The following is a 24,868-nucleotide window of genomic DNA, read 5'->3' on the forward strand; positions in this document are numbered from 1 at the left end:
ATAGGCCAGAACTGTACGCACAGCAATGTGTTCAGGTGACTGGTACTAATCGGCCGAGGACTTACCAACAACACCCACACACCCAAAACCTTTTGGTGTGTTCGCATCCACTATGTACTTCTGAAACAACACACAACAAACAAACACGATTGTTGTGTGACTGTGTTTCATAAAGTTACGGCGGCCATAGCGGAGGGGAAACGCCCGGCCCCATTCCGAACCCGGAAGCTAAGCCCTCCAGCGCCAATGGTACTGCACCCTAACCAGTGTGGGAGAGTAGGACACCGCCGAACACAACTCCCAGAATGCCCCGCAACCCACCGTTGCGGGGCATTCTGCATTCCCGGATCAGCTGAGGTGATGTACGTCGGCGAGTCCGTATACCGGCGTCGGAATCCCCTCGAAGCGGGCCTTGAGCTGCAGGGCCAGATACAGCGAATAGTGGCGGGATTGATGCAGGTTCCCGCCGTGGAACCACAGGCCCGGTTGCTGAGTGGGCTTCCACATGTTGCGCTGTTCGCCTTCCCAGGGTCCCGGGTCCTTGGTCGTCTCCGACCCCAGGCCCCACACCTTGCCGACTCGGTCGGCCACCTCCTGGCCCATGAGGTCGGCTGCCCAACCGTTCATCGATCCATAACCGGTCGCGTACACCACGACGTCTGCCGGGATCTCGGTGCCGTCGGCGAGCACTACTGCGGTCTCGGTCAGGTGGTCGAGTTGTCCGTGGACGAGCTTGATCGTCCCGTCGGCGATGAGCTCGCTGGCGCCTACGTCGATGTAGTAGCCGGAGCCGCGTCGTAGATATTTCATGAACAGCCCGGAATCGTCGTCGCCGAAGTCGAGTTGGAAACCGGCGGCCTCGAGCCTGTCGTAGAACTCCTTGTCCTGCCGGCGGATCTCGTCGTACACCGGCACCTGGAACTGGTGCATGATCCGGTATGGCAGGGAGGCGAACGTGAGGTCCGCCTTCTTGGTGGTCATCCCCGAAGCGACGGCTTCCTCGCTGTACAGCGAACCGAGCGCGATCGAGCGGAGCGAATCCGATTTCACGATGTGCGTCGACGACCGCTGCACCATCGTGGCGTCGACGCCGTTGTCCACGAGCGCCTTGCAGATGTCGTGTGCGGAGTTGTTCGACCCGATGACGACGACCTTCTTGCCGATGTACGCGTCGGGACCCGGATGCCGGCTCGAGTGGTGTTGTTCGCCGGCGAACAGGTCTTGACCGGGGACGGTGGGGATGGCGGGTTTGCCCGACATACCGGTGGCGAGCACGAACTGCGTCGGCTGAAGGACCATGCGCTCGCCGTCGCGGTCGATCTCGACCGTCCATCGGCCTTCGTTCTCGTCATAGGCCGCGGAAAGGCACGTGGTCTTGCTCCAGTACGGGACCTCCATCACCTTGGTGTAGAACTCCAGCCAGTCACCGATCTTGTCCTTCGGCGCGAACACCGGCCAGTTGGCCGGGAACGGGAGGTACGGGAGGTGGTCGTACCAGACCGGATCGTGGAGGCACAGCGACTTGTAGCGCTTGCGCCATTGGTCGCCGGGTCGTTCGTGCCTGTCGACCACGATCGACGGCACCCCGAGCTGCCGGAGACGCGCGCCCAACGCGATGCCGCCCTGGCCGCCGCCGACGATCAGAACGTAGGGCTGCACCGATCGGCCGAGTTCAAGGTCCTCGTCGGCCTTCTTCTCGGCCCACGAGCGGGTGTCGGGATCGGACCCGTGTACGGCGCCCAACGGCCGGTTGGGGCCTGCGGCTTCCTCATGCCCCTTGAGTTCCTGCAATGTCGTCAGGAGTGTCCAGGCCTTGTCCCGGCCGTCGTCGGCGTCGTCGGGGCGGATGCGCAGATGGCCCTCGCACCTGCCGACCGAGGTCTCGAAAGCCATGAACGCCGAGACCACGCCGTCACCGTCGTCGGTTGCCGGCTCGGTGGTGGTGAACTCTGCCGGGCGGGTGTCGGCAAGTCTCGCGGTGAGCATGTCGGCGATCTGCTCGTGACCTTCGACGGTCTTGATGTTCCAGGTGAACGCGGTGAGGTCCCGCCAGTAGCTGTCTGTCAGGAACGCGTCGGTCGCACGGCCGATGTCGCGTGCCTCGAGCGCTGCCTCGAACTCCCGCAGCCATGTGTCGATTCGCTGCTGGGGGGTGCCGTCGACACTGACGACGGGCTCCAGGGTCTGGGTCATGATGCCTCCTCTGTGGTGAATGCCCGCTTGCATGGTGATGTGGACCACAGCGGTTCGAACACAGCAGACGCCTCAGACAGGTGGGCCGACAAGGGTTGCAAGGGGTTGCGGGTCGGCCGATCGTTGTCCTCGGTTGTGACGTGACGCACAATCGAGGTGATGACGACCTTCGACTCCGCACCTGAGCTGGAACCCGCCGTACAGGCGGGTGATGACCCGCGCGAGTTCGCCCACGTACTGCACGCCGTCCACGACGCGGCGATGGCCGGAACCCGGTTGCCTGCGCGGCCTCGCAGCGTCATCGACGACTCGTGGCAGCGGCTGCGACGCGCAGGACTGGACCCCGACGCCACGCGTGCGGTCGAACCCACCCTGGAGTTCGACGAACTCGAGGAGAGGCGCAGACATTCCGGCCTGATCGACGTCGTCGACGAGCTCGCGGGCGGTCTGGACTCGCTCATCGCCGACGGCGACAACATCCTTGTGGTGGCGGATGCTCGGGGCCACGTGCTCTGGCGCAGCGGGTCGTCGAAGGTCCTCACGCGCGCCGATCATCTCGGATTCGTCGAAGGCGCCGACTGGGCCGAGGGCTCGGTGGGTACCAACGCGATCGGTACCGCGCTGATGTCGGGACGATCGGTCCAGGTGTTCTCCGCCGAGCACTTCGTCCGCAGCCACCATTCGTGGACGTGCACCGGCGCACCGATCAAGGATCCGCGGACCGGGGAGGTGCTCGGCGTCGTCGACGTCAGCGGACCGGCGGCGACGATCCACCCGACCACTCTGGCGCTGGTTCATGCGGTGGCCCGGCTGGCCGAGTCCCACCTGCGCGAGCAGCATCATCGTCGCCTGGACACCCTCCGAGCGGTCGCGGCGCCGATTCTGGCGCGGATACCGGGCCCGGCGATGGCCGTCGACACCGACGGATGGGTCGCGGCGGTGGACACGTTGACACCGCGACCGCGGTTGCTGCTCCCCGCGCGCGTGGGTCCGGGTCGGGTGTTCGTGGGCGCACTGGGCGAGTGCGACGTCGAGGCGCTGCCCGGCGGGTGGTTGGTACGTGTCGCAGACGCCACGGATGTACCGAAGACGTCCATCGGTGTTCGGGCGGTGGCGCACGCTTCGGGGGTCGCCGGCGTCGAGGTGAGCGTCGAAGGCGCCAGTGGGGTGTGGACGCACCGGTGTTCGCCCCGCCACGGCGACATCCTGACCTATCTCGCACGGCACCGCGCAGGGGTGAGTGCGGCGCAGCTGTCGATGCATCTGTTCGGGGTCGACGACCGGACGGTGACCGTGCGCGCCGAGATGTCGCGACTGCGAAAGCACTTCGGCGGGCTGCTCGTCGCCGGGCCATACCGGTTCGCCGACGGGGTGGACGTACGCCTGCTCGACGACACGGCGCGCCCCTGAGAAGTCGCCGCCCCTGGGAGTCCCGCCCCTGAGAAAGTCCCACTGAAGGCCCGGGTCCCGACCGGTCACATCCGGGTGAGTGGTATCCGGATCAGTCGTATTCGGCGACGACCAGCCCGCGATCGAAGGCGTACACGATGGCGGCAGCTCGGTCCCGCAGGTCGAGCTTGGTGAAGATGTGGTTCACATGGCTTTTCACCGTGACCTGGGAGATCCCGAGCGCGGTGCCGATCTCGGCGTTGGTGTGGCCCCGTGCGATCAGCCGAAGGACGTCGGTCTCCCGTTCGGTGAGCTCGGGGGCGTGAGCCACCTGTTCGCGGCCGGCGCGTCGGAACCCCTGGAGCACGCGCCCGGTGACCGCGGGGTCGAGGAAGGCCCCGTCACGCACGACTGCCCGCACAGCCCAGATGAGCGCCTCGGCGGGTGAGTCCTTGAGGATGAAGCCGGCCGCGCCGGCGCGGAGCGCACGCGAGAGCAGGACGTCGTCGTCGAACGTGGTGAGCACCAGTACCGGCGGTGGCTCCCGAAGCGTTCGGACCATGGTCGTCGCGGTGATGCCGTCGACGTCGCGCATACGAAGATCCATCACCACGATGTCCGGACGGTGTTCGGCGATCCCGGCGAGAACACCGGAGCCGTCGGCGCATTCGCCGACGATGTCGAACCCGTCGCGCAGACGCAGGATGCGTCGCAGGCCGGTTCGGATCAGTTCCTGATCGTCGACCAGCAGGACACGGATCGGATCGACGGTCGGGTCACCGGGGCTGCTGGTCGTCATACGTGCGCCCCGTCGGCGATCGCGCGCAGAGGCAGCACCGCTCGCACGGACCAGATGCCCCCGCGGTGGGACGTCTGCAGTGTTCCGCCGAGCAGGGTCGCTCGCTGGGTCATTCCGTCGACACCGGTCCCATCACCTGGTCTGTTCCGCCCCGGGGGAGCCGGGTTCTCGATTGTGATCGTGACGTCGTCGCCGATCAGGACGTTCACCGTCGCGCGTGCACCGGTGGAGTGTTTGACGACGTTCGCCAGCGATTCCTGCGCGATGCGATAGAGCGCGGCGCCCACCGGATCCGAGAGGGAGGCGGGATCGCCGTCGAGCGTGCAGTCGATGTCGACGCCGGCCTTGCGGTAGTCGTCGACGAGCCTCATCAGGTCGCCGGCCCCCGGTGCCGGGGAGGGCGCGCGCTGTTGATCGGTGCCCAGCACGTGGACGATGGTGCGGATCTCGGTCATCGCCTCGCGCCCCTGACGTTCGGCGTCGGTGAGGGCATCGAGCGCGTCGTCGATGTCACGGTCCTGCTCGAGGACGCGCCGCGCCGCCGTGACATTGAGCATCGTGATCGACAGCGAGTGCGCGATGACGTCGTGGATCTCGCGCGCGATTCGTCGTCGTTCGTCGCTGGCGGCACGGTCGGCGCGCTCACGCAGAACGCGGGCGCGGTTGTCCGCGAGCCGCTTCTGGATGAGCACCATGTATCCGACGAGCCACCCGCATGCGACGCCGAGTCCGTACAACGCCGGTGAGTCGAGGTCGCCGAACGCGCCGAAGCACACGATGACCGCGAGGCAGATGGTCGCGACGACGATCCCGGTCCGCCACGGGTACATCGCGGCACCGATGGCGGTCATGAGCGCGAGCTGCAGTGGGGCGGCGTCCGACGGCGTCGGGACCATCAGGAAACAGATGGTGCTGGTGATGACTCCGAAGCATGCATACGACGACGGCGGGAGCGTGAGGTCGAGAACGAGGGTCACGGCGGCGAACACCACACCGGCGACCACCCACCAGACCTCGTCGAAGGGGTACCGCTGGGCCGCCGACGCCAGGGTCACCACGACGCTTGCCGACAGGATGACCGCCGGGTACAGCGGGGGATAGTCGCCGCCGGCCCGCTCGATCCGACGGCGCAATCCCGCAGCCGTTCCCGCTGTGAAGCCCGTCACCGTTCCCAGAATAGTTCGGCAGTGGCGGCGTACATCCGTCCCACGGTGGAACCCCGCGTCCACCCACGGGTGGAGACGAGATCAACCCGCGGGTTGGCGAAACGGGAGGCCCGTCTTCCTAGCGTTGTGAGCAGGGACAACGCCACGGCGAGGACGAGAGGACACCACGATGAGACTGCACACCAGAAACACGCGCTGGGAACGGATCGACGCGGCCGGAGGACCGGGACGTGACCGATGGACCGCGGTCGCCGGACGGCCGGTGGTGGTCGGGATCGATGGCACCGACGCCGCGTTGCGTGCCGTGGCCGTGGCCGCCAAGGGCCTCGTCGACGCCGACGACCTGATCCTGGTCTGCGCCACGCGCCGACGACGCGGACGCCCGGACACACGTCCCCACGACGTCCTCAAAGACGAGTCCTATCTGCTCACCGGCCCGGCGATCGTCGACGAACACCTGCGGACCGCGAGGGAACTCGCGACATGGCACGGCGCGCGGACGGTGTCGGTCATGAGCGCGGTCGGCGACCCGACGGCGGTCCTCGGCCGCGTCGCGAACGATGTCGGCGCCGGCGCGCTCGTCCTGGGTACCGACGCGGGACGTCCGGGCTGGACCGCCCGCAGCCTGGCCCGGCGGCTGGACCCTGCCGTCGAACTGATCGTCACCGATGGCTCCGCCCGGTACCGTCGCCGCGCGGTGACGGCCGACACCCCGCGCCGGCCGAGCTGGGCATTCGCGTGGCCGGCGCCGGTGCAGGGTCTTGCCACACGTTGAACGCGTGACACGATGGGCCCATGCACATCACGGATGAGGCGACGCTGCGCGAGATCGTCGGCGAGCCGGTGCAGCTCGTCCGCGACAAGGTGCGATCTTCACTGTCGGACGTGCACCGGGAATGGCTCGAGCAGACGCCCATGGTGTTCCTCGCGACAGCCGACGCCGACGGCCGGACCGACGTGTCGCCGAAGGGCGACCCGGCAGGCAAAGTCGTACACGTCATCGACGACCGGCGCATCGCGATCCCGGAACGCCCCGGGAACCGGCGCGTCGACGGATACCTCAACATCCTGCGAAACCCCCACGCGGGCAGCATCTTCATCGTGCCCGGCCGCGGTGACACCCTGCGGATCAACGGTCGGGCGCGCATCGTCGACGACGGGCCGTACTTCGACGCGCTGGCCGTCGGGGACAAGCGGCCGATTCTTGCGGTCGAGATCGATGTCGACGAGGTGTTCTTCCACTGTCCCAAGGCGTTTCTCCGCTCGGATCTGTGGAAGCCCGAGCGGTGGCGGCCGGACGCACTGCCATCGGTCGCCGACATCACCCGGCGCGTGATGCCGGAGGCCGGTGACGAGCGGTTCACCGAGGAGAGCTTCCGACCGTTCCTGTACTGACCTTGCAGACCTCGCCGCACCGATAGTCTCGAAGGGCGATGCGGCCCGCGGACCGATCGCGAGCACGCGAGAACGAGGTGAGGGGATGGCGATGGGCCGGTACAGCGAAGCGTTCAGCCGGGCGGTCGAGGATCGGGAGAGCTTCTGGCTCGACGCCGCCGCGGCGGTCGACTGGATGACCCCGCCGACACGGGCCCTCGACGCGTCAGCAGCGCCGTTCTACCGATGGTTTCCCGACGCGGAGCTGAACACCTGCCACAACGCCCTGGACCGACATGTCGCTGCCGGGCACGGCGAACGGACGGCGCTGATCTGGGACTCCGCGATGACCGGTCAGCGGCGCGAGCTGACCTACGCCGACCTGCTGGGCGAGGTGTCCCGGTTCGCGGGAGTTCTTGCCGCGCATGGAGTCACCGCCGGTGATCGCGTCGTCGTCTACATGCCGATGATCCCCGAGGCGGCCATCGCGATGCTGGCGTGCGCGCGTATCGGCGCCGTGCACTCGGTGGTGTTCGGCGGTTTCGCCGCTCGCGAACTCGCCACGCGGATCGACGACGCCGAACCGGTGGCCGTCGTCACCGCCTCGGGCGGACTCGAACCGGGGCGTGCTGTCGAATACCTGCCGATGGTCGCCAAGGCGATCGAGTTGTCGGCGGTGCCGCCGCGGACCGTCATCGTCAAGGATCGTGCCGAGGTCGACGGGAGCGCTGCCGACCACGACGGTTGGCTGGACTGGGATGAGGCGACGAATGGCGCCGAGCCGGTTGAGCCGGTCACGGTGGCGGCGACCGACCCGCTCTACATCCTGTACACCTCCGGAACCACCGGAAAGCCCAAGGGCGTGGTCCGAGACAACGGCGGTCACGCGGTCGCGCTGACCTGGTCGATGAAGAACATCTACGACATCTCGGCGGGGGACGTCTGGTGGACGGCCTCCGACGTCGGGTGGGTCGTCGGACACTCCTACATCGTCTATGCGCCGCTGTTCGCCGGTGCGACGACGGTGATGTACGAGGGCAAGCCGGTCGGTACACCCGACGCCGGCGCGTTCTGGCGAGTCATCGCCGACCATGGGGTGAAGGCACTGTTCACCGCCCCCACCGCCATTCGCGCCGTCCGCAAGGCAGATCCGGATGCAGCCGAGCTCGGCAAGTACGACACCTCGTCGCTCGAGACGCTCTTCGCCGCGGGCGAGCGACTCGACCCGGACACCTTCACCTGGTCGTCGAAGGTCCTGGGCGTACCGGTCGTCGACCACTGGTGGCAGACCGAGACCGGGTGGGCGATCGCGGCGAACTGCCGTGGCCTCGAACCGATGCCGATCAAACCGGGTTCGCCGACGGTCCCCGTGCCCGGGTTCCGGGTGGGCGTCGTCGACGCCGAGGGCAACACACTGGGTGCCGAACGGGAGGGCAACATCGTCATCGAGCTGCCGCTGCCGCCCGGCACCCTCGCCGGGCTCTGGCGCGACGAGGAGAGATATCGCAAATCGTATCTGTCGGCGTTCGAGGGTTATTACCTCACCGGTGACTCGGGGTACGTCGATGCCGACGGCTACGTCTTCGTCCTCGGGCGCTCCGATGATGTGATCAACGTTGCCGGACATCGCCTTTCGACCGGCAGCATCGAGGCGGTCGTCGCATCCCACCAGGCGGTGGCCGAATGTGCGGTCATCGGCATCCACGACGAGCTCAAGGGCCAGCGCCCCAGTGGATATGTGGTGCTGAAGTCCGGTGTCGACATCGAACCCGACACGCTACGCAACGAACTCGTCGCCATGGTGCGGGAGGAGATCGGCGCGGTCGCGACCTTCCGCGACGTGACCGTCGTTCCGGCCCTCCCCAAGACGCGTTCGGGCAAGATCCTGCGCAAGACGATGCGCCAGATCGCCGACCATGAGGAGTACACGGTCCCGTCGACCATCGAGGACCCCGACGTGTTGACCGCCCTGGCCGAACAGCTCAAGGACTGACGGTCGTGCTCGACGCCGTGTTGCGCATCGCGATTCGGTTGGTGCCGTTCGTCGGCCTGGTCGGCGCCGCCGTCACGACGGGCATCGACGCGCTGACCCCCGGCGGTGACCTCGGTCGGGACCTGCTCGAGAACTCCGTCCTCTGGATGATCGGGGTGCAGGGCTGGATGACGGGTTGCGGGCACATGTTCTTCGGTGAGCCGATCGCCGAATCCATCGGATGGCCCGCCAAGACGCCGTGGCAGTGGGAAGTGGGGCTGGCGAGTCTCGCCACCGGTGTATTGGGCGTCATCGCTTCAGGTTTCGGCGACGAGTTCACCTTGGCCACGATCATCGCGTTCGCGGTCTTCTACCTCGGCGCGGCGGTCGGGCACGTGCGCGAGATGGTGACACACCGGAACTTCGCACCCGGCAACGCCGGGCCGATCTTCGTCTTCGACGTACTGGTGCCGGTCTATCTGATCGTGTTGTTCGCGGTCGTGACATAGCGCAGACTTGCCGGGTGCATGACGACCAGCACGGCGAACTGCCGACCGACCCGGACGAGCGCCCCCTGCACCTGCGCGTGCACGCGATCGGCTGGGTGTTCGCGGGCGGCATCCTCGGCACGGGACTGCGTTTCTGGGCCGAGGAGACGTTCCCGTTCGTCGACGGGCAATGGCCCTGGGCGACGTTCGGGGTGAACATCACCGGCGCCTTCGTCCTCGGTCTCCTGCTCGAGGCGCTCGCGCGACTCGGTCGGGACGAGGGGGTGCGTCAGCGCATCCGGTTGTTCGGCGGAACGGGCCTCTGCGGGGCGCTCACGACGTACAGCACGTTCGCGCTCGAGATCACCGAACTCACGCGGGCGTCAGCTGTGGTGACCGCGTTGCTCTACGCGGTCGTCAGCGTCGTACTCGGTGTCATCGCAGCCGGATGCGGCATCGGGCTCGCGTCGACACTGCCCTCGCGAACGGCCCGCGCATGATCACCCTCGCAGTCCTGGTGGCCGGTGCGCTCGGCGCGGTGACCCGCTTCGTCGTCGACGGCTGGTTCAAACAGCGGTGGCCGACGATCACACCGTGGGGGACCTTCGGGATCAACGTGACCGGTTCGGCCTTGCTGGGGGTGCTTGCGGGATCGGTGATCTTCCACGGTGCCCCCCATGACCTACAGGCGATACTCGGCACCGGATTCTGCGGCGGTTACACGACTTTCAGCACCGCGAGTTTCGAGACGATGCGCCTGACGCAGCAGGGATCGAGAATCCGGGCGGTGCTGTACGCGGTGGGATCGCTGATCGGCGCGGTGGCCGCATGTGCGGCCGGAATGACGATTGCCTGGGCGATGTGATCGCCCAGGCAATGTCGACAAGCTATCTGTTGTTGCTCACTTTAGTTCGGCGCTGCTCTTGTTCAGCACACGACGCGCGATGATCAGATTCTGGATCTGCTGCGTGCCCTCGAAGATGTCGAGGATCTTCGAGTCGCGGGCCCACTTCTCCACCAGCAGACGTTCGGAGTAACCGAGCGTGCCGGTCAGCTCGACGACCTTGTTGGTCACGTCGGTGGCGGTGCGGCCGGCCTTGGCCTTCGACATCGACGCCTCGGTCGAGTTCGGCTGCTTGTTGTCGGCCATCCACGCGGCGCGCATCGTGTGTAGGTACGCGGCCTCGAAATCGGCCTCCATCCGCAGGAATTCGGCTGCGGCGGCGTGCTGGTCGGCGGCCGGACGGTCGTAGTCCACCTCGATGCCTGCCTCGTCGAGGATGCGGCGCAGTTCCTCGAGTGCGGCGCGCGCGACTCCCACGGCCATGCCGGCCACCAGGGGACGGGTGTTGTCGAAGGTCTGCATGACCCCGCCGAACCCCTTCTTGGTGTCGACCTCGGGCGAACCCAGCAGGTTCTCCTTCGGGATGCGGCAGTTCTCGAAGCGGATCGCCGCGGTGTCGGACACCTTGATGCCGAGCTTGTGCTCGAGGCGTTCCACCGTGACGCCGGGGTGAGTGCGGGGGACGACGAAACTCTTGATGGCCGCACGGCCCGCGCTCTTGTCGACGGTGGCCCACACGACGATGTGCGTCGCACGGGAACCGGCGGTCACATAGATCTTCTCGCCGTTGATGACGTACTCGTCGCCGTCGAGTGTCGCGGTGGTGGAGACCGCGGCCGAGTCGGAGCCGAAGCCGGGTTCGGTGATGGCCATCGCCGCCCACACCTTGCCGAAGCGTTCGAGCTGCTCGTCGGTGGACACGGCGGCGATCGCCGAGTTGCCGAGACCCTGATACGGGATGCTCAGCATGAGTCCGACATCGCCCCAGGAGGTTTCGATGACGTTGACGACGGACTGCATGTTGCCGCCGTTGACCACGGCGCCCTCGGCCCGGGGCTTTTCCTTCTTCTGCTGGCTGCGGCCGCCGTCCGCGCCGGCACCGGCCTGTCCGGTCTCGGACAGACCGTCGTACAGGCTTGCGAGAGTGTCGAGTTCGACGGGGTAGTCGTGCTCGCGCAGGTCGTACTTGCGAGAGATGGGCCGAAAGATCTCGGCCGCCGCCTGGTGTGCCTGATCGACGGTGACGTGCAGCTTCTTCGGGAGTTCGAGATTGATGCTCATGAGAGGTTCTTTCGCTACGTCGGAGAGCTGGTCAGAGGACGACGATGCCTTCGCCGATGCCGGCGCCGCGCAGGTCGCGGTACCAACGCTCGACGGGGTGCTCCTTGGTGAAACCGTGGCCGCCGAGCAACTGGACGCCGTCGAGTCCGATCTGCAGACCCTTGTCGATGGTCAGTTTGCGGGCGAGCGCGGCCTCGCGGGCGAACGACAGGCCCTGCTCGGCACGGGCAGCACCACGCAGCGTGACGAGGCGGATGGAGTCGACCTCGGTGGCCATGGTGGCGACCATGAAGGCCACCGCCTGGCGGTTGGAGATCGGCTCGCCGAAGGCCTCACGCTCGTTGACGTAGGGGATCACGTAGTCGAGGACGGCACGTGCGGTGCCTGCGGCCAGCGCCGACCAGCCGAGACGCGAGAGGCGCACGACATCGCGGTAGGCGGCCGCAGCGGCATCGCCCTCACCGCCGACGATGGCGGATGCGGGGACGGCGACGTCCTGCAGGAGCAGGCGACCCATACCCGCCGCACGGACGCCCATCCCGGGGTCGGCCTCGACGATGAGTCCCTTGGTGTCGGACTCGACGATGAACAGGGCGGGCTTGCCGTCGAGCTGCGCGCCGACGAGGAACAGTTCCGACGATCCGGCGGCCGGGACGAAGGACTTGACGCCGTTCAGCCGGAAGCCGCTGGGTACGCGAGTCGCCTTGGTGCTCAATGCGAATGCGTCGAAGAGGGGACGCGGTTCGGCGATGACGACCGCCGACTGCGGCACGTTCTCACCCGCGTAGTCGGGCAGGTAGGTGCGCTGTTGCTCGTCGGTGCCGAAGTTGGTGAGCGTGGTCGCCACGCCGCTCGGTGCGAGGAGGGGGAGCGCGAGGCCCATGTCGCCGTAGGCCATGGCCTCGGCGACCAGCGCGTTGGTGACGACACCACGCTCGGACGCGGCGCCGTCGAACTCCTCGGGGACGTTGATCATCGTGATGCCGAGTTCGGCGGACCGCTTGACCAGGTCCTCCGGGGCCGCAGCGGCGGCGTCGGCATCGTGGGCCGCCGGTCGCAGGATCTCGGTGGCGAATTCCTTCACCGTCTCGGCGATCATCTGCTGTTCGTCGTCGGGGGTGAGGTTGAAGTAATCCTTGGGGGCGCTGGTCAGACGCTTGGCCTCACCCGACCCGCCGCCCTGGGCCGCCTTGAACGCGCGGTTGGCGGCCCCGAGAGTCTGGAAGCCGGTCTTGGTGCCCTGGTACGCGATTCGATTGATGGGCTCACGGATGTTGTACTTCTCGGCGAACTCGGAGCCCGTGACGGTGGTCAGGACACGCATCGCCGTTCCGATGAAGCTGCGCGGGTGAGGGTTGCGGCCCACTGCGGAGGTGTCGCGCGGTTCGGTGTGAGTTGTCATGATCACCAGCCGTTTCTTCGGAGTCGCCCGGTCGGGGCTCTGCATGGATCTGGATGTGGAAGGGGTGTGTTCAGACCGATCTTACTCGGTGGTAAGTCCATACCTTACTGCTGAGTAAGAAGTTTGTCACGCACTTGTCCGACGCCGCGGCGCGGGGTACCCGCTAGGCTGGCCACATGTCCGTCGAACAGCGCTCCCACCTGGGCTTATCGTCCACCCAAGTCGTGGGTGCGACGACGGTTGCCGTGGTCGGCGCAGCCGCCTTGGGCGCCGCGGCGATCTTCACCCCGGCGGGGGTGGCGAGTGGCCCACAGGTGTGCCCGTTCGCGGCGATGACCGGCCTGCCTTGTCCCGGGTGCGGTCTCACCAGGAGTTGGGTCGCGTTCATGCACGGCGATGTCGGCGCCGCGTTCACGTTCAACGTCTTCGGACCGCTGCTCCTGGTGCTGACGGCTGTCACTGTCGTCGCGGCGATCGTCACGCTGGCCCGTCGGCGTGAAACCCCGCTCAAGGGCTGGCGCGACATCGTGCTCGGGCCGGCCGGTGCCGTCCTCCTGGGAGTGTGGCTCACCTACGGGCTGCTACGGATCGTCGACGCGGCGTCGGGCTGGGGGTTCTTCCCGCTCGTCGTGTGAGAGGGCAGAGTGGACGTATGCAGATCACCCATTTCGGCCACTCCTGTCTGCTCGTCGAGATCGACGGCACCAAGGTGCTCTTCGATCCGGGCAATTTCTCACACGGCTTCGAGGGTCTGAGCGGGCTCGACGCCATCCTGATCACCCATCAGCACCCCGACCACTGCGATGTCGCCAAGCTGCCCGACCTGGTCGCCGCGAATCCCGACGCGATCCTCTACGCGGACCCGCAGACGACGGGTCAGCTCAACGGCGACGACGTCGCCGGGAGGTGGACGGCCGCCCGTAGCGGCGATCAGATCGAGATCGGCGCGCTCACCGCGAGGTTCACCGGTGGCCGGCACGCGGTGATCCACCCGGAGATCCCGGTCGTCGACAACGTCGCGTACATCCTCGGCACCGCCGAGAAGCCGGGGCAGTTCATGCACCCAGGAGACTCCTTCTACATCCCCTTCGAAGACGTCGACGTCCTCGCGCTGCCGTCCGCCGCGCCCTGGATGAAACTCAGCGAGTCCGTGGACTACTTACGTGCGATGGCCCCCCGCGTCGCGGTGCCCATCCACCAGGCGATCCTCTCCGATGCGGGCAGTGGCATCCACTACGGCCGGCTGGCCGACATGAAGGACGCGGCAACCGAGTTCACGGTGCTGGACACAGAGAGCGCGACGGAGGTCTGAAGCCTCAGGCGCGTAGCGCGCCGAGCACCTCGTCGTGCAGCAGCCCGTTGCTGGCGACCGCGCTGCCGCCCGACGGTCCGGGTGTCCCGTCGAGTGCGGTGAAGCGGCCCCCGGCCTCGCGGACGAGGATGTCGAGCGGCGCCAGGTCCCACAGGGACACCTCCGGCTCGGCGGTGACGTCGACCGCGCCCTCGGCAACGAGGCAGTAGTTGAAGAAGTCGCCGTACCCGCGGACGCGCCACACGCGGTCGGTGAGGTCGATGAACTGATCGCGCACCCCGCGGTCGGCCCAGCCGGAGAGGCTCGAGAACGCAAGGCTGGCCGCACCGAGGTCGGCGACCCCCGACACCGACAGACGCCGCACGTCCTGGTCGTCGAAGCGGGTGTGGGCGCCGAGACCCGTTGCGGCCCACCAGCGTCGGCGAAGTGCGGGTGCCGACACGACGCCGACGACAGGCACGCCGTCGATCAGCAACGCGATCAGGGTCGCCCACACGGGCACCCCGCGGACGAAGTTCTTGGTTCCGTCGATGGGGTCGACGACCCACTGCCGGCCGGTGAGCGCGGCATCGCCGCCGAACTCCTCGCCGAGCACGGTGTCGCCCGGGCGGCGGGCCGAGAGTCGTTCGCGGATAAGCGTTTCGCAGGCCAGGTCGGCGTCGGAGACCGGCGTCAGGTCGGGTTTGTCCTCGACCCTCAGGTCCACCGCCCCGAATCGGTCCATGGTCAGCGCGTCGGCGGAATCGGCCAGCGACAGCGCGAGTTCGACGTCATCGCTGAACGTCACCGCCGTGCCGGGGCTCGACGGGCCTGTGTTCGACGGGCCTGTGTTCGACGGGCCGGGGTTCGACGGGCCGGGGTTGGACGGACCGGAGTTCAACGGACCGGGGGGTACGGACATGCCCGGTAGGGTAGCCGTCATGTGGCTCACCGTGACGTTCACCCTGTTGATCGCCGCGCTCGTGGTGGCGCTCGTCGTCCAGTGGCAACGCGGGCGCAACCCGCAACCGCTGTCGGCGGCCAAGGCGTCCCAGTTCGTCCAGGGCACGTTCACGATCGTCGGGGTCTCCGACCGAGACGATGAACCCGCCCACAGTGCGGCCGACAAGAACGGTCAGCGCTTCTGCACCATCTCGGGGACGATCGTCGGGCCCGAGACGAGTCCGACCGACGTCTACGGGACGCTGGTCCTCGGCGCGGGCGACCCGTGGCCGCAGATCGGCGACGATCTGCCGGTTCTCTACAAGCCGAACAAGGCCGCGACGTCGTGGCGATTCGGCGTGATGCCCGAGCCCGGCCCCGATCCTCTCTGATCCGCGGCCGCTCGGGGGCGGACTGTCGGTACTCTGGATAACCGTGCATCCCGACGTGACCGCAGACCTCGAATCTCTCGACGCCACCTTGACCACCGTGGAGAAGGTGCTCGACCTCGAGGAGCTCCGTCGACGCATCGACGAGCTGGAGATGCAGGCATCAGATCCTGACCTGTGGAACGACCAGGACTACGCCCAGAAGGTCACCAGCGAGCTGTCTCACGCGCAGTCGGAGCTGCGGAAGGTCTCCGAACTGCGCCAGCGCCTCGACGACCTGCCCGTGCATTACGAACTCGCCGACGCCGAAGAAGGTGACGACAAGGTCGCTGCCGTCGCCGATGCGGACGCCGAACGGGCGAGCCTGCGTGCCGACATCGAGGCCATGGAGGTCAAGACGATGCTCGCCGGCGAGTACGACTCACGCGATGCGCTCGTCAACATCCGTTCGGGTGCCGGCGGCGTCGACGCCGCGGACTGGGCGCAGATGCTGATGCGCATGTACATCCGCTGGGCCGAGCAGAAGGGCTACGGCGTCGAGGTCTACGACACGTCCTACGCCGAAGAAGCGGGCCTCAAGAGCGCAACGTTCGCGGTGAAGGCGCCGTACATGTACGGAACCCTCTCGGTCGAGCAGGGCACGCACCGGCTCGTACGGATCAGCCCGTTCGACAACCAGAGCCGCCGCCAGACGTCGTTCGCCGAGGTGGAGGTGCTGCCCGTGGTCGAGACGACCGACCACATCGACGTCGACGAGAACGACATCAAGGTCGACGTCTACCGGTCGTCGGGTCCCGGCGGCCAGTCGGTCAACACGACCGACTCCGCGGTCCGGCTCACCCACCTCCCGACCGGGATCGTCGTCACCTGTCAGAACGAGAAGAGCCAGCTGCAGAACAAGGCGTCGGCGATGCGCGTCCTGCAGGCCAAGCTCCTCGAACGCAAGCGTCTGGAAGAACGCGCCGAACTCGACGCACTCAAGAGCGACGGTGGGTCGAGCTGGGGCAACCAGATGCGCTCCTACGTGCTGCACCCGTACCAGATGGTGAAGGACCTGCGGACCAACGTGGAGGACAACAACCCCACCGCGGTGCTCGACGGCGAGCTCGACAAATTCATCGAGGCCGGTATCCGCTGGCGGATGGCGACCGCCGAAGCGTGATGGCATCCTCCGGACATCTGTGGCTCGCTGCTGCGCCGAGCCCGACCGAACAGCTCGTCAGCCGGGTCTACGTCTGGCTCGCGACCAACGGGCTCGAGATCGTCATCTGGATCCTCGGCGCGGTCCTGCTCGCCCGACTGATCCGCTGGGGTGCCGACAAGTACGCCTCGCGGGTGGAGTCCCGCTTCTCCACGAGCGACCTGATCGTGCAGACCGAGGACGCCAAGCATCGTCGTGCCCTGGTCGACGTCGTCGCGTGGACGCTCATCGTCGTCATCGCCATCATCGTCATCGTCCACTCGCTGTCGGTGTTCGGCATCCCGCTGAGCGGCCTGACCGGTCCCACCGCGGTGATCGGTGCCGCACTCGGCTTCGGCGCGCAGCGCATCGTCCAGGACATCCTGGCCGGCTTCTTCGTGGTCGCGGAGAAACAGTACGGATACGGCGACGTGGTCAACCTGACCGTCACGGGCAATGCACCGGCCGAGGGCACCGTCGAGGACGTGACGCTCCGCGTGACCAAGCTGCGCACCGCCGAGGGCGAGGTGATCACCGTGCCCAACGGTCAGATCGTCAAGGCCACCAACCTGTCCAAGGACTGGGCGCGGGCCGTCGTCGACGTCCCGATCCCCTCGGAGGCCGACATCGGGCTGGTCAACGAGACGCTCGACCGCGTCGGACACGAGTTCTACGCGCTGCCGCAGTGGCATGACCTGCTCCTGGACGCGCCGTCGTCACTGGGCGTCATCAACCTCGAACTCGACTCGATCACCGTGCGGATGGTCACCCGGACCCTGCCGGGCAAACAGTTCGAGGTCGGTCGCGCCCTCCGCGTGCACATCATCCGGGCGCTCGCCCGCGAGGGCATCAACGTGGCCGCGCGCGACGTCCGGGCCGCCGGTGGACCGCCTGCGACGCACGCGGACCAGGGCAACCGGGACGGGGGCGAATGATGGCAGATTCAGCGAACTCTCCGGGCCGGCATCGCCCGGGTCCAGACGACACGGGTCCGATCCAAGCGGGCGGCGACGACGCCACGCAGGTGATCCCTACCCAAGGGGTCCCGCCGCAGCACCCGGCTCCCGACGAGGGACAGGCGGACACCGAGGGCAGACGCCGCGACTGGCGCCACATCGCGCGGACCAGGGCTCGCACCAGCACGGTCTTGCTCGTGGGCGTGTTCCTGTTGTGTTGCGTGCTGTACGGATACACCTCACAGCGTTACGGCATCGTCGACCCGCCGGCTCGGCCCGCGCCGAAGTCGACGACGCAGACGGTCGAGCCGTCCTACGAAGCCCCGTCGTCGACCTTCTCCTCGACCACCGAGGAGTCGTCGTCGACGACAGATACGAGCAGCGGGGTCGACGGCACCGAGGGCACGTCGGGGACCGATTCCCAGGTCCCGACGACGACCACCACGCGGCCGACCGTTCCGGGCCTGCCGAACATCCCGATCCCCGGTTTCGGCGGACAGACCCCGACCACCACGGTTCCGACACGCTGAGGGCCGCTGTCGCCGCAGGTCAGCGGTGTCCAGACGGCTGAGTGTCGTGCCTGAACGGACTCTCAGGCGCCGTCGTTACACTGGCACATCGTGATCAAGCTGGAGAACGTCACGATGCAGTACAAGGCGTCCAGTCGACCGGCTCTCAAAGAGCTGAGCCTGGAGGTCGACAAGGGGGAGTTCGCCTTCCTGATCGGTCCGTCGGGATCGGGAAAGTCGACGTTCTTCCGTCTCCTGCTCAAGGAGGACCGCCCGACGAGCGGCGATGTGTACGTCGGTGAGTTCCACGTCAACCGGCTGCGCGCTCGTACGGTTCCCAAGCTGCGTCAGTCCATCGGCTGTGTGTTCCAGGACTTCCGGCTGCTGCAGAAGAAGACGGTCGCGGAGAACGTGGCCTTCGCGCTCGAGGTGATCGGGCGCCCGCGGTCGACGATTCAGCGTGTCGTTCCCGAGGTGCTCGAGTACGTCGGGTTGGAGGGCAAGCACGATCGGATGCCCACCGAGCTGTCGGGTGGTGAGATGCAGCGCGTCGCGATCGCCCGGGCGATCGTCAACCGGCCGCTGGTCCTGCTCGCCGACGAGCCGACGGGCAACCTCGACCCCGAGACCAGCGAGGAGATCGTCGACGTCCTCGACCGGGTCAATCGCCGCGGCACCACGGTCATCATGGCCACCCACGATCGTCACATCGTCGACGCGATGCGCCGTCGTGTCCTCGAGTTCGACAACGGGCAGCTCGTGCGCAACGACCCGCAGGGTGTGTACGGGATCGGCTGACGAGACCGGCAGTCGACACGACCGCACCCACCGACCCCCGGCCGCCATCTTTCAAGGGACTGTCTGAGCAGACATGCGAGCGAATTTCATCATCAGCGAAGTTCTCCACGGACTCCGCCGCAACGCGACCATGACCATCGCGATGATCATCACCACGGCGATCACGCTGGGTATGTTCGGCGGCGGTCTGTTGGTGATCCAGATGGCGGACAAGAGCCAGCAGATCTTCCTCGACCGGGTGGAGATGGAGTTCTACCTCAACCCCGAGGTGACCGAACGGGATCCGCAGTGTGAGTCCGACCCGTGCGCCCAACTGCGCAGGGGCCTGGAGAACGAACCGGGCGTCACATCGGTGACCTACCTCGACAAGGACGAGGCATACAAGCGGGCCAAGGAGATCTTCGCCAACAACCCCGACCTCGCCGAGAACATCGTCGAAGGCACACTGCCGGCCTCGCTGCGCGTCCGGGTGTCGGATCCGGCTCAGTTCGACGCGGTGTTGACCAAGTACGCCACTCGAAAAGACCTGGGCGTGGACGCCTTCAAGGACGACCGCAAGCTCGTGCAACGCATCTTCAGCGTTCTCGACGGCGTGCGCAACGCGACGTTCGCGATCGCCTCCGTCCTCGCGATCGCCGCGATCCTGCTGATCATCAACACCGTTCAGATCGCGGCGTTCACCAGACGGACCGAGGTGTCGATCATGCGTCTGGTGGGCGCCACCCGGTGGTATACGCAGTTGCCGTTCTTGCTGGAGGCGGTGGTGTCTGCCTTTGTCGGTTCGGTGCTCGCCATCGGCGGGTTGCTCCTGGCCAAGAAGTTCTTCTTCGACAACGCGTTACGCGAGTTGTACGGGGTCAGCTTCTTCGCCCGGATCGAGGTCACCGACGTGTTGTTCGTCGCGCCGTGGCTGGTGCTCGGCGGAATTGTGTTGGCGGGCGCCACCGCATATGTCACGCTTCGTGTCTACGTTCGGGAATGATCTGTCGGTCCCGGCGGTTTCAGACATTCGCGGTCGACGACAGGGCCCACTGCAAGGCGAGGAGGTGAGTGCATGCCGAAGGAAAAAGGACGCAATGTGATTGCGTCAAACCGCAAGGCGCGGCACAACTATGCCATTCTCGACGTCTACGAGGCCGGGATCGTGCTGGTCGGCACCGAGGTCAAGAGTCTGCGCGCGGGAAAGGCATCGCTGGTCGATGCCTTCGCGACGATCGACGACGGCGAGGTGTGGCTGCATGCGCTCCACATCGCCGAGTACGGCAACGGATCGTGGACCAATCACTCCGTCCGTCGTAAGCGCAAGCTGCTCATGCACCGGCGGGAGATCGACAACCTCGTCGGCAAGATCCGCGACGGCAACCTCACTCTGGTGCCGCTGTCGATGTACTTCAACGACGGCAAGGTGAAGGTCGAGCTCGCCCTGGCCCGCGGTAAGCAGGCCCATGACAAGCGCCAGGACATCGCCAAGCGCACCGCGCAGCGGGAGGTCGAGCGCGAGGTCGGTCGTCGGGTCAAGGGAATGGGTTGAGTCAGGTTCCGGTCTGACCCTGCTCCTGTGACGGCGCCCCGGGCGGCGTGCCCTGGCCGTCCTTCTCGCCGGAGTCAGAGCCGGAGTCGGAGCCGCCCTCGCTGTCCCGGTCCTGCCGTCCCGGCAGGCCCATCTGTGGTCCACCCATGTGGGGCCCGCCTCCCATTCCGGGTCCGTTCCCGCCCTGCTGCCAGACGGCGGCCGGTGCGGGACGCTCGGACGTCGTGTCACCGGTGATGTAGCCGGCCCCGAAACCCAGCGCGCCCGCGACGATGGCCAGTCCGGCCGCCCCGGCGATCAGGGCCGAGCGTGCCGGCGCGGTTTTCGGCGCAACCGGGTGGGATTCGACGACGGGCGGTTGTGCGGCCGTGGTGTCGGGTGCCCGGTCCGGGTGCGGGTCGGCCCCGGGAGTCATGGGCGTGGTCGTTGTGTCGTCGGGTGTGGGCGGTGCAGGTGGGGTGCTGTCGGGTTCGTGTCCGCCAGGGGTCGGGGAGGTCATCTCGGTCTCGCTCTCGTCGGTCGGCCGAAGTCCGTTTCGGCTCACGAGGTCTCCACGATCCCGGTGGTGTCTTGGGTGAGGCTGGCGAGAAGCTGTGAACTCGCTGGTGGTGGCGGCGAGCGGTAATGGGAATGAACTCTGGGGAACGAGTTGTTAGACTGAAGTGCTCGCTGACTCCGGTCGGCGGGTCCTACTCGGGGCTGATCGGTTTCGACTTCGTGCGTCGAGATAGGGGAAGCGTGTCGGTGCAGGCTGGAGACCACCGTGAGCGTCGCAGCAACCAATTAAGCGCCGATTCCAATCAGCGCGACTACGCCCTCGCTGCCTAAGTAGCGCCGGCTAGTCTGTCGGCCCGGGTTATGCTCCCAGACCCGGATGCCGGCATCATCTATGGGAGCTCACCGTCCTCGCCGGTCGCGGGTGAGGTCGGAACACCAAACAGCGACTGGGATCGTCATCTCGGCTTGTTCGCGTGACCGAGAGATCCAAGTAGAGACATAGCGGACTGCACACGGAGAAGCCCTAACAACACGACGGAGGACCCGGGTTCAATTCCCGGCAGCTCCACGACACAGCGCCCCACCTGGTCCGCCAGGTGGGGCGTTGTCTTGGCGCGGTAACGCGGGGGCATCGGTAGCGTGGCCGCCATGCTTGTCTGGATCAACGGGGCATTCGGCGCCGGCAAGACGCATACCGCGCATGAACTCCACCGGCGGTTGGCGAGTTCGCATGTGGCCGATCCCGAACTCATCGGGTTCGCTATCCACCGGATGCTGCCGTCGTCGGAGCGAAAAGACTTCCAAGACCGCCCGCAGTGGCGAGCGGCCGTCGTCGAGACTTTGGTACAGGCCGAGCGTGTGTCTGACGGTCCGGTGATCGTCCCGATGACACTGGTCGACGACCGCTATTTCGACGAGATCGTCGGGGGATTACAAGCACGTGGAGTCGATGTCCGTCACTACGCACTGACGGCGTCGAGCGAGACAATCAGACGGCGGCTGCGTACCCGCGCCGGAGCGGTGTTCGGGCGGGTCATGGGTATGGATGAAACCTGGGCGATGCAACAGACCGAGCGATGTGTCGCCGCATTGGCCGGGGACAGATACGCGACGCACATCTCCAACGACGCCAGGTCGCTCGACGACGTAGTCGAGGACATCGCAGCCCACGCGGGACTGGACCTCATCCGGCCGCGACCCCAGAGGATTCGAGCGTTGCAGCGTCGAGTCGCGGTGTCGATCGCGCACATTCGGTAAGCGCCGGTCACACCCTCAGCGCGTCAGCCGCGGCACTCTCGCGCCGCCTGCGTCGCGTGGTGATGACGCCGTGGCCGGGGCTGAAGAGGTACACACCGAAGAACGCGATGCCCTGGACCAGTACGACCATCCCGCCGGGCGAGGTGTCCTGGTAGTAGGAGACGTACAGGCCGATGACACCGCAGATCGCGGAGATCGCTGGCGCGAGCAGCAGCATCCGGCTGAACCGATCGGTGAGCAGGCGGGCGGTGGCACCCGGGATGATCAGCATCGCCACCACCAGCACGATGCCGACCACCTGCAGCGCGGTGACGGCGGTCAGCGCGAGAAGGGCGAGGAGGCCGGCGCCCAGCAGACGCGGGCTCAAGCCGATGGCGAAGGCGTGCGTCGGGTCGAAGGCGTACAGGGTGAAGTCGCGTCGTTTCAGCAGGAGCAGCACGGCGACGATCGCGCCGAGGATGGCGATCTGTACGAGGTCCGAGGTGGAGACGCCCAGCAGGTTGCCGAAGATGATGTGGTTGAGGTCGGTCTGGCTCGGCGTCACCGAGATCAACACCAGTCCCAGCGCGAAGAGCGTCGTGAAGACGATGCCGATCGCGGCGTCTTCCTTGATGCGACCGCCGTCGCGGACCGCGCCGATCAGGGCGACGGCCACGAACCCGAAGACCACCGCGCCGACGGCGAACGGGATTCCCGCGATATAGGCGAGAACCACGCCCGGGAGCACCGCGTGTGAGACGGCGTCGCCCATGAGCGACCAGCCGATCAGCACGAGCCAGCACGACAACAGCGCGCACACGACCGAGGAGATGAGCGTCGCCCACAGGGCACGGGTCATGAACGCATAGGCGAACGGGTCGAGGAGAAGGTCGATGACGTTCACGATGCTTCTTCCTCCCGGCGATCGAGTGGGGGCAGATCGGCGATGGGTCGGGCGAGGGGGTCGAGCCCGAAGGCGCGCACGAGATTGTCGGTGGTGATCACCTCGGTGGGGCGCCCCTGCGCGATCACCCTGCGCATCAACAGGATTGCTTCGTCGGCAAGCTCCGGCAGAACCTGGAGGTCATGGGTGGACACCAGGATCGTCGTCCCGGCCTCGGCGAGTTCGCGCAGCAGTGCGGTGATGGTGGCCTCGGTGCGTTTGTCGACGCCGGCGAACGGCTCGTCGAGGAGCAGGATCGACGCCTCCTGCGCGATCCCGCGCGCGACGAACGCCCGCTTGCGCTGCCCCCCGGACAGCTGGCCGATCTGCCGGTCGGCGAAGTCACCGAGCTCGACGCGCGCGAGTGCTTCGTCGACGGCGTCGTGGTCGGCGCGCCGCGGGCGTCGGGTGAACCCGAGGTGGCCGTAGCGGCCGGTCATGACGACGTCGCGCACCGAGATCGGGAAACTCCAGTCGATGTCCTCCGACTGTGGCACGTAGCCGAGGACGCCTGCGCGGCGCGCGGCGGCCGGCGTCCGGCCCCCGAGACGGACGGTTCCGGTGGTCGGGGTCACCGACCCGACGATTGTCTTGAACAGCGTCGACTTGCCCGAGCCGTTCATGCCGACGAGTCCGCAGATCCGGCCGGTCGGGACCCGGACCGATGCGTGGTCGAGGGCGAGGATGTCGCCGTATCGGACGGTGACGTCGTCGACTTCGATGGCGTGATCGGTCTGGGCAGGCGTCGCGGTCATGTGTTGCTCCCGGTCAGGCCCGACACGATGGTCGCGACGTCGTGGCGGATGAGGTCGAGGTAGGTGGGCACGGGTCCGTCGGCTTCGGAGAGCGAATCGACGTACAGCGTTCCGCCGAACCGCGCGTCGGTCGCGTTGACCACCTGCTTCATCGGGGCGTCGGAGACGGTGGACTCGCAAAAGACGGCCGGCACTTTGTTCGCCCGGACGAAGTCGATGGTCGCGGCGACCTGCTGCGGCGTCGCCTGCTGTTCGGCGTTGACCGGCCAGATGTACCGCTCGGTGAGACCCGCGTCGCGGGCCAGGTAGGAGAATGCGCCTTCGCAGGTGACGAGTGCGCGCTCGTTGGCGGGCAACGCGTCGAGCGCGGTGGTGAGGTCGCTCTGGACCCGCTGCAGTTGCTTCTTGTAGGCGGCGGCATTCGATTCGAAGGTGGCGGCACCGTCGGGGTCGAGCTCGCTGAACGCCGCCACCATGTTGTCGACGTAGATCTGCACGTTCACCGGACTCATCCACGCATGCGGATTCGGTTTGCCCGCATAGGCATCCGACGCGATGTCGATCGGTTCGACGCCTTCGCTGACGACGACGTGCCGGACGTCGAGGTCGTCGACGAACTGCGCGAACCAGGCTTCGAGATTCAGTCCGTTGTCGATGACGAGCGAGGCGGTCGCGGCGCGGCGGATGTCGCCGGGGGTGGGCTCGTAGCCGTGGATCTCGGCGCCCGGCTTGGTGATCGACTCGACCGTCAGCCGATCACCCGCGACCTCGGACGCGATGTCGGCGAGCACGGTGAACGTGGTGAGCACGACTTTCTCATCGGGCAACCGGCTCGACAGTGTGCAGCCCGCGACGACCGTGGCCACGGCAGCCAGCAGCGCACCGAGCGAGACGATACGACGACGGGCAGGCTTGGGCATGCCGACACTATA

Annotated in this window: 27 protein-coding genes, 1 rRNA gene and 1 other RNA gene; 19 read left to right on the plus strand and 10 right to left on the minus strand. The window is 67.1% G+C overall.

The window, feature by feature from the left end; genetic code table 11:
- Nucleotides 1–176 precede the first annotated feature (176 nt).
- Nucleotides 177–293, plus strand: a 5S ribosomal RNA gene (rrf, locus tag MAY35_RS19170).
- 55 nt (nucleotides 294–348) lie between these two features.
- Here rrf and MAY35_RS19175 read toward each other — a convergent pair.
- Nucleotides 349–2,193 (minus strand): NAD(P)/FAD-dependent oxidoreductase, encoded by a 1,845-nt coding sequence (locus tag MAY35_RS19175; RefSeq protein WP_238422878.1) that lies wholly within the window; start codon nucleotides 2,191–2,193, stop codon nucleotides 349–351.
- Nucleotides 2,194–2,352: 159 nt separating this feature from the next.
- On the opposite strand from MAY35_RS19175, the gene MAY35_RS19180 reads away from it, so the two are divergent.
- Nucleotides 2,353–3,603 carry a helix-turn-helix domain-containing protein gene (locus MAY35_RS19180; protein ID WP_238422879.1) on the plus strand — a complete coding sequence of 417 codons (1,251 nt, stop codon included), beginning with the start codon at nucleotides 2,353–2,355 and terminating at the stop codon, nucleotides 3,601–3,603.
- A 91-nt stretch (nucleotides 3,604–3,694) separates the two neighbouring features.
- Here the strand turns inward: MAY35_RS19180 and MAY35_RS19185 are convergent, their stop codons facing one another.
- Together MAY35_RS19185 and MAY35_RS19190 are read right to left on the minus strand one after the other, a co-directional pair.
- Nucleotides 3,695–4,381 carry a response regulator transcription factor gene (locus MAY35_RS19185; protein WP_238422880.1) on the minus strand — a complete coding sequence of 229 codons (687 nt, stop codon included), beginning with the start codon at nucleotides 4,379–4,381 and terminating at the stop codon, nucleotides 3,695–3,697.
- On the minus strand, nucleotides 4,378–5,547 hold the full coding sequence (locus MAY35_RS19190) for a sensor histidine kinase (RefSeq protein WP_238422881.1): 1,170 nt from the start codon (nucleotides 5,545–5,547) through the stop codon (nucleotides 4,378–4,380). The genes MAY35_RS19185 and MAY35_RS19190 overlap by 4 nt, the downstream gene beginning before the upstream one ends.
- Nucleotides 5,548–5,716: 169 nt before the next feature.
- On the opposite strand from MAY35_RS19190, the gene MAY35_RS19195 reads away from it, so the two are divergent.
- From MAY35_RS19195 to crcB (MAY35_RS19220), 6 genes are all read left to right on the plus strand, one after another.
- Nucleotides 5,717–6,322 carry a universal stress protein gene (locus MAY35_RS19195; protein WP_238422882.1) on the plus strand — a complete coding sequence of 202 codons (606 nt, stop codon included), beginning with the start codon at nucleotides 5,717–5,719 and terminating at the stop codon, nucleotides 6,320–6,322.
- 20 nt (nucleotides 6,323–6,342) lie between these two features.
- A complete protein-coding gene (locus MAY35_RS19200) occupies nucleotides 6,343–6,942 on the plus strand; it encodes an MSMEG_1061 family FMN-dependent PPOX-type flavoprotein (RefSeq protein ID WP_238422883.1) in 600 nt (199 codons plus the stop codon).
- A gap of 91 nt (nucleotides 6,943–7,033) precedes the next feature.
- On the plus strand, nucleotides 7,034–8,914 hold the full coding sequence (locus tag MAY35_RS19205) for a propionyl-CoA synthetase (RefSeq protein ID WP_238422884.1): 1,881 nt from the start codon (nucleotides 7,034–7,036) through the stop codon (nucleotides 8,912–8,914).
- A gap of 5 nt (nucleotides 8,915–8,919) precedes the next feature.
- Nucleotides 8,920–9,402 carry a DUF6790 family protein gene (locus MAY35_RS19210; protein WP_238422885.1) on the plus strand — a complete coding sequence of 161 codons (483 nt, stop codon included), beginning with the start codon at nucleotides 8,920–8,922 and terminating at the stop codon, nucleotides 9,400–9,402.
- A gap of 14 nt (nucleotides 9,403–9,416) precedes the next feature.
- Nucleotides 9,417–9,881 carry a fluoride efflux transporter CrcB gene (crcB, locus tag MAY35_RS19215; RefSeq protein WP_238422886.1) on the plus strand — a complete coding sequence of 155 codons (465 nt, stop codon included), beginning with the start codon at nucleotides 9,417–9,419 and terminating at the stop codon, nucleotides 9,879–9,881.
- The gene (gene crcB / locus MAY35_RS19220; protein WP_238422887.1) at nucleotides 9,878–10,246 is read left to right on the plus strand and encodes a fluoride efflux transporter CrcB; all 369 of its coding nucleotides are present in this window, start codon (nucleotides 9,878–9,880) and stop codon (nucleotides 10,244–10,246) included. The genes crcB (MAY35_RS19215) and crcB (MAY35_RS19220) overlap by 4 nt, the downstream gene beginning before the upstream one ends.
- A 36-nt stretch (nucleotides 10,247–10,282) precedes the next feature.
- On the opposite strand, the gene MAY35_RS19225 is transcribed toward crcB (MAY35_RS19220), so the two are convergent.
- Nucleotides 10,283–11,506, minus strand: coding sequence for an acyl-CoA dehydrogenase family protein (locus tag MAY35_RS19225; RefSeq protein ID WP_238422888.1), 1,224 nt, complete (start codon nucleotides 11,504–11,506; stop codon nucleotides 10,283–10,285).
- Nucleotides 11,507–11,537: 31 nt separating this feature from the next.
- The gene (locus MAY35_RS19230) at nucleotides 11,538–12,908 is read right to left on the minus strand and encodes an acyl-CoA dehydrogenase family protein (RefSeq protein ID WP_238422889.1); all 1,371 of its coding nucleotides are present in this window, start codon (nucleotides 12,906–12,908) and stop codon (nucleotides 11,538–11,540) included.
- A gap of 176 nt (nucleotides 12,909–13,084) precedes the next feature.
- Here MAY35_RS19230 and MAY35_RS19235 point away from each other — a divergent pair, with 176 nt between their 5' ends.
- Together MAY35_RS19235 and MAY35_RS19240 are read left to right on the plus strand one after the other, a co-directional pair.
- Nucleotides 13,085–13,543 carry a DUF2752 domain-containing protein gene (locus tag MAY35_RS19235; RefSeq protein ID WP_238422890.1) on the plus strand — a complete coding sequence of 153 codons (459 nt, stop codon included), beginning with the start codon at nucleotides 13,085–13,087 and terminating at the stop codon, nucleotides 13,541–13,543.
- A 17-nt stretch (nucleotides 13,544–13,560) separates the two neighbouring features.
- Entirely contained in the window at nucleotides 13,561–14,220 is a 660-nt protein-coding gene (locus MAY35_RS19240) for an MBL fold metallo-hydrolase (RefSeq protein ID WP_238422891.1), read from the plus strand.
- A 4-nt stretch (nucleotides 14,221–14,224) separates the two neighbouring features.
- Here the strand turns inward: MAY35_RS19240 and hisN are convergent, their stop codons facing one another.
- On the minus strand, nucleotides 14,225–15,121 hold the full coding sequence (gene hisN / locus MAY35_RS19245) for a histidinol-phosphatase (protein ID WP_238422892.1): 897 nt from the start codon (nucleotides 15,119–15,121) through the stop codon (nucleotides 14,225–14,227).
- Between the two features lie 19 nt (nucleotides 15,122–15,140).
- Here hisN and MAY35_RS19250 point away from each other — a divergent pair, with 19 nt between their 5' ends.
- From MAY35_RS19250 to smpB, 7 genes are all read left to right on the plus strand, one after another.
- Nucleotides 15,141–15,533, plus strand: coding sequence for a hypothetical protein (locus MAY35_RS19250; protein ID WP_238422893.1), 393 nt, complete (start codon nucleotides 15,141–15,143; stop codon nucleotides 15,531–15,533).
- Between the two features lie 43 nt (nucleotides 15,534–15,576).
- Nucleotides 15,577–16,692, plus strand: coding sequence for a peptide chain release factor 2 (gene prfB, locus MAY35_RS19255; RefSeq protein ID WP_238422894.1), 1,116 nt, complete (start codon nucleotides 15,577–15,579; stop codon nucleotides 16,690–16,692).
- On the plus strand, nucleotides 16,692–17,645 hold the full coding sequence (locus tag MAY35_RS19260) for a mechanosensitive ion channel family protein (protein ID WP_238422895.1): 954 nt from the start codon (nucleotides 16,692–16,694) through the stop codon (nucleotides 17,643–17,645). The genes prfB and MAY35_RS19260 overlap by 1 nt, the downstream gene beginning before the upstream one ends.
- 89 nt (nucleotides 17,646–17,734) lie before the next feature.
- Nucleotides 17,735–18,196: a hypothetical protein gene (locus MAY35_RS19265; protein ID WP_238422896.1), complete on the plus strand. Its 462-nt coding sequence runs from the start codon at nucleotides 17,735–17,737 to the stop codon at nucleotides 18,194–18,196.
- Between the two features lie 90 nt (nucleotides 18,197–18,286).
- Entirely contained in the window at nucleotides 18,287–18,973 is a 687-nt protein-coding gene (gene ftsE, locus MAY35_RS19270; RefSeq protein WP_238422897.1) for a cell division ATP-binding protein FtsE, read from the plus strand.
- Nucleotides 18,974–19,046: 73 nt separating this feature from the next.
- Nucleotides 19,047–19,955 (plus strand): permease-like cell division protein FtsX, encoded by a 909-nt coding sequence (gene ftsX / locus MAY35_RS19275; RefSeq protein ID WP_238422898.1) that lies wholly within the window; start codon nucleotides 19,047–19,049, stop codon nucleotides 19,953–19,955.
- Nucleotides 19,956–20,027: 72 nt separating this feature from the next.
- Nucleotides 20,028–20,504 (plus strand): SsrA-binding protein SmpB, encoded by a 477-nt coding sequence (gene smpB, locus MAY35_RS19280; RefSeq protein WP_010844498.1) that lies wholly within the window; start codon nucleotides 20,028–20,030, stop codon nucleotides 20,502–20,504.
- A gap of 1 nt (nucleotide 20,505) precedes the next feature.
- Here smpB and MAY35_RS19285 read toward each other — a convergent pair whose 3' ends face one another.
- Entirely contained in the window at nucleotides 20,506–21,048 is a 543-nt protein-coding gene (locus MAY35_RS19285) for a hypothetical protein (RefSeq protein ID WP_238422899.1), read from the minus strand.
- Between the two features lie 151 nt (nucleotides 21,049–21,199).
- Here MAY35_RS19285 and ssrA point away from each other — a divergent pair.
- Nucleotides 21,200–21,573: a transfer-messenger RNA gene (gene ssrA / locus MAY35_RS19290) on the plus strand.
- A gap of 77 nt (nucleotides 21,574–21,650) precedes the next feature.
- Nucleotides 21,651–22,259, plus strand: a complete 609-nt coding sequence (locus tag MAY35_RS19295; RefSeq protein WP_238422900.1) for an AAA family ATPase — start codon at nucleotides 21,651–21,653, stop codon at nucleotides 22,257–22,259.
- Nucleotides 22,260–22,266: 7 nt separating this feature from the next.
- Here the strand turns inward: MAY35_RS19295 and MAY35_RS19300 are convergent, their stop codons facing one another.
- Genes MAY35_RS19300 through MAY35_RS19310 form a run of 3 tightly spaced genes read right to left on the minus strand, consistent with a single transcriptional unit; the run spans nucleotide 22,267 to nucleotide 24,856 of the window.
- Nucleotides 22,267–23,142, minus strand: a complete 876-nt coding sequence (locus MAY35_RS19300; protein ID WP_238422901.1) for a metal ABC transporter permease — start codon at nucleotides 23,140–23,142, stop codon at nucleotides 22,267–22,269.
- Nucleotides 23,139–23,936: a metal ABC transporter ATP-binding protein gene (locus MAY35_RS19305; protein ID WP_238422902.1), complete on the minus strand. Its 798-nt coding sequence runs from the start codon at nucleotides 23,934–23,936 to the stop codon at nucleotides 23,139–23,141. The genes MAY35_RS19300 and MAY35_RS19305 overlap by 4 nt, the downstream gene beginning before the upstream one ends.
- Nucleotides 23,933–24,856, minus strand: a complete 924-nt coding sequence (locus MAY35_RS19310) for a metal ABC transporter substrate-binding protein (protein WP_238422903.1) — start codon at nucleotides 24,854–24,856, stop codon at nucleotides 23,933–23,935. The genes MAY35_RS19305 and MAY35_RS19310 overlap by 4 nt, the downstream gene beginning before the upstream one ends.
- Nucleotides 24,857–24,868 lie beyond the last annotated feature (12 nt).

Origin of the sequence: Gordonia sp. 'Campus' (assembly GCF_022206305.1) — a bacterium.
Classification (GTDB): domain Bacteria; phylum Actinomycetota; class Actinomycetes; order Mycobacteriales; family Mycobacteriaceae; genus Gordonia.